The sequence below is a fragment of the Agrococcus sp. HG114 genome (assembly GCF_024723325.1).
In the GTDB taxonomy this organism is placed as follows: domain Bacteria; phylum Actinomycetota; class Actinomycetes; order Actinomycetales; family Microbacteriaceae; genus Agrococcus.
The window spans coordinates 1-2,747 of record NZ_JANQCH010000184.1; the positions used below are offsets into that span (position 1 = coordinate 1).

3 protein-coding genes are annotated in these 2,747 nt (G+C 76.1%); all 3 read left to right on the top strand.

The features are described from left to right. The coding region (locus NWP09_RS12345; protein ID WP_258275798.1) for a hypothetical protein at window positions 1–755 on the top strand (755 nt) is incomplete at its 5' end. Window positions 756–781: 26 nt separating this feature from the next. After that, complete coding sequence (locus tag NWP09_RS12350) at window positions 782–1,738, top strand: MoxR family ATPase (RefSeq protein WP_258275800.1); 957 nt, start codon at window positions 782–784, stop codon at window positions 1,736–1,738. A 1-nt stretch (window position 1,739) separates the two neighbouring features. Beyond that, on the top strand, window positions 1,740–2,747 hold a 1,008-nt coding region (locus tag NWP09_RS12355), incomplete at its 3' end, for a DUF58 domain-containing protein (RefSeq protein WP_258275799.1).

Sequence of the window (2,747 nt, forward strand, 5' to 3'; positions counted from 1 at the left end):
GCGTGCGCTACACCGCCCGCGTCGTGCCGGCGGACGAGCAGCCCGCGTGCACGAGCGGCGGCGGCGGGACGCCGGCCGGCGGCACCGCGCTCACGGCGACCCTCCCGGTCGCCCAGGGCTCGCGCTCGCGGGTCGCGGTCGTCGCGGACAACGGCTGGCACTGCTCGGTCTCCCTCTCGGATCCGGTCTTCGGCACGCCCGCGTCACCCGACGCATCCGCGGCCACCATCGCCGCCGTCGTGCGCGACGACGCGCTCGACGTGCAGCTCACGACGGCTCCCGCGACGTCGAGCGGCACGTGGCTCGAGGCGCGCGTGCGCTCGGGCGCCGCCGACGGCCCGTGGCAGCGCGCCGGGGCCGGCAGCTGGCTCACGCCCGCGGGTCCCTCGTTCCAGTACGGCAGCGCCGTCGCGGTCGAGCTGCGCGCCTGCGCGCCGGGCGCGGGCTCCGGCGGCGTGTGCTCGTCGCCGAGCCGCGTCGGCGGCAGCGTCACGCCGCTCGCGCTCCGCGCGAGCGTCGCGGAGTGCCGCCCGCTGCAGCCGCTCAGCGCCACGGTGCCGGGCAACGCGACCCCGCTCGCGCGCGGCGAGGTCGTCGCGAGCTACCTCGTCGGCGGCTCGTGGACGGGCGAGCGGCCCGCGACCGAGCCCGTCCCCGCCGGGGCGACGCAGGTGCGCGCGTGGGGCGTCGTAACCTATCTGGAGTCCGGGCCGTTCAAGGATCTCTTCCCCACCGAAGCGGGATGCGGGCTGTGACCGGGCGGGAGGAGCCGAGCGTGAGCGTGGACGTGGGTGCGGACGTCACCGGGATCCAGGAGCTCGCCGAGCGCGTCGTCGAGCAGGTCGAGCGCGTCCTCGTCGGGAAGCCCCATGTCGTGCAGCTCTCGCTCGCCGCGATGCTCAGCCACGGCCACCTCCTGATCGAGGACAACCCCGGCACCGGCAAGACCTCGCTCGCGCGCGCCCTCGCCGCCTCGATCTCCGGCACGTCCCAGCGCATCCAGTTCACCCCCGACCTGCTGCCGGGCGACATCACGGGCGTGAGCGTGTGGAGCCAGGGCACGGGCGAGTTCGAGTACCGCAAGGGGCCGGTGTTCGCGAACGTCGTGCTCGCCGACGAGATCAACCGCGCGAGCCCGAAGACGCAGTCGGCGCTGCTCGAGGTCATGCAGGAGGGCCGCGTCACGGTCGACGGCGTCGCCCACCCCGTGCCGCAGCCGTTCATGGTGATCGCGACGCAGAACCCCGTCGAGCACGCGGGCACCTACCAGCTGCCCGAGGCGCAGCTCGACCGCTTCGCGCTCAAGGCGTCGATCGGGTACCCCGACCACGCGTCGACGCTGCGCATCCTCGCCGACTCGGGGGACGAGGTCTCGCCCGACGACATCGACCCGGTCGCGGATGCCCGGCTCGTGCAGTCGCTCGCGCGCCAGGTGCGGGCCGTGCACGTCGAGGCGTCGATCGTGGACTACGTCGCGCGCCTCGTCGACGCGACCCGGCAGGCCGACGAGGTGCGCCTGGGCGTCTCGGTGCGCGGGGCGCTCGCGCTCGTGCGCACCGCGCGGGCGTGGGCGGCGATCCACGGCCGCGACTACGTCACGCCCGACGACGTCAAGGCGCTCGCGGTCCCCGCGCTCGCGCACCGGCTCGTGCTGCAGCCGGAGGCGGAGTTCGACGACGTCCGCCCCGAGAGCATCGTGCAGCAGCTCATGCTCACGGTCGCGCCGCCCAGGCGCTGACGTGCGCTGGGTCGACGCCGCCCTGCGCGCGATCACCCCGTGGGGCTGGGTGCTGCTCGCGGTCGTCGCGCTCGGCGTCGTGGTGGCGCGCTCGCTCGGCTGGGCCGAGGCGCTCGTCGCCGCCGTCGCGGCCGCGGTGCTCGTCGTCGGCGCGATCCCGTGGATCGTCGGCGAGCGATGGGCGCGCGCCCGGATCGGGCTGAGCGCCGAGCGCGTGCCCGTGGGATCGGACGCGCTCGCGCTCGTCGAGATCTCGCGGCCCACGCGCGCGGCCACGCCGCGGCAGATCGACCTCGACGTCGGCGACGAGGAGGTCGTGCTCGAGATCCCGGCGCTCGCGATGGGCGGCAAGGTGCTGCGGTCGGTGCCGCTCGACACGAGCCGCCGCGGCCTCCGCACGATCGGGCCCGCGACCATCATGCGCACCGATCCCTTCGGGGTGCTCGAGCGGCGGCACCGGCTCACCGAGACGCGCACGCTCGTCGTGCACCCGCGCGTCGTGCGGCTGCCGGGCGGCGCCGGCGGCATCGTGCGCGATCTCGACGGCGAGGCGGCGGCAGAGCGCACCGCCGACGACGTCTCGTTCCACAGCCTGCGCGAGTACATGCCGGGGGACGACCGCCGGCTCGTGCACTGGCGCTCGAGCGCCCGGCACGGCGCGCTGCTCGTGCGGCAGTTCGAGCCCTCGCGACGCGCCGACACGCTCATCGTGCTCTCGACCGACCCTGCCGAGTACGACGGGGACGACTTCGAGCTCGCGCTCTCGATCGTCGGCACGCTCGGGCTCGCGGCGATCGCCGACCGGCGCTCGCTGCGGGTGGTCGAGAGCCCGCGCAGCGAGCGCGGCGCGGCCCAGCCCATCGACGCGGCGACGCGCGAGCGGCTGCTCGACGCGCTCGCCGTGCTCGAGGCGCGGAGCTCCCTGGGCATCGCCGCCGCGGCGCGCGCCTCCCGGAGCACCGCGCCCGGGAGCGTCGCGTGGCTCGTGACCGGCTCGACGGTGCCCGCG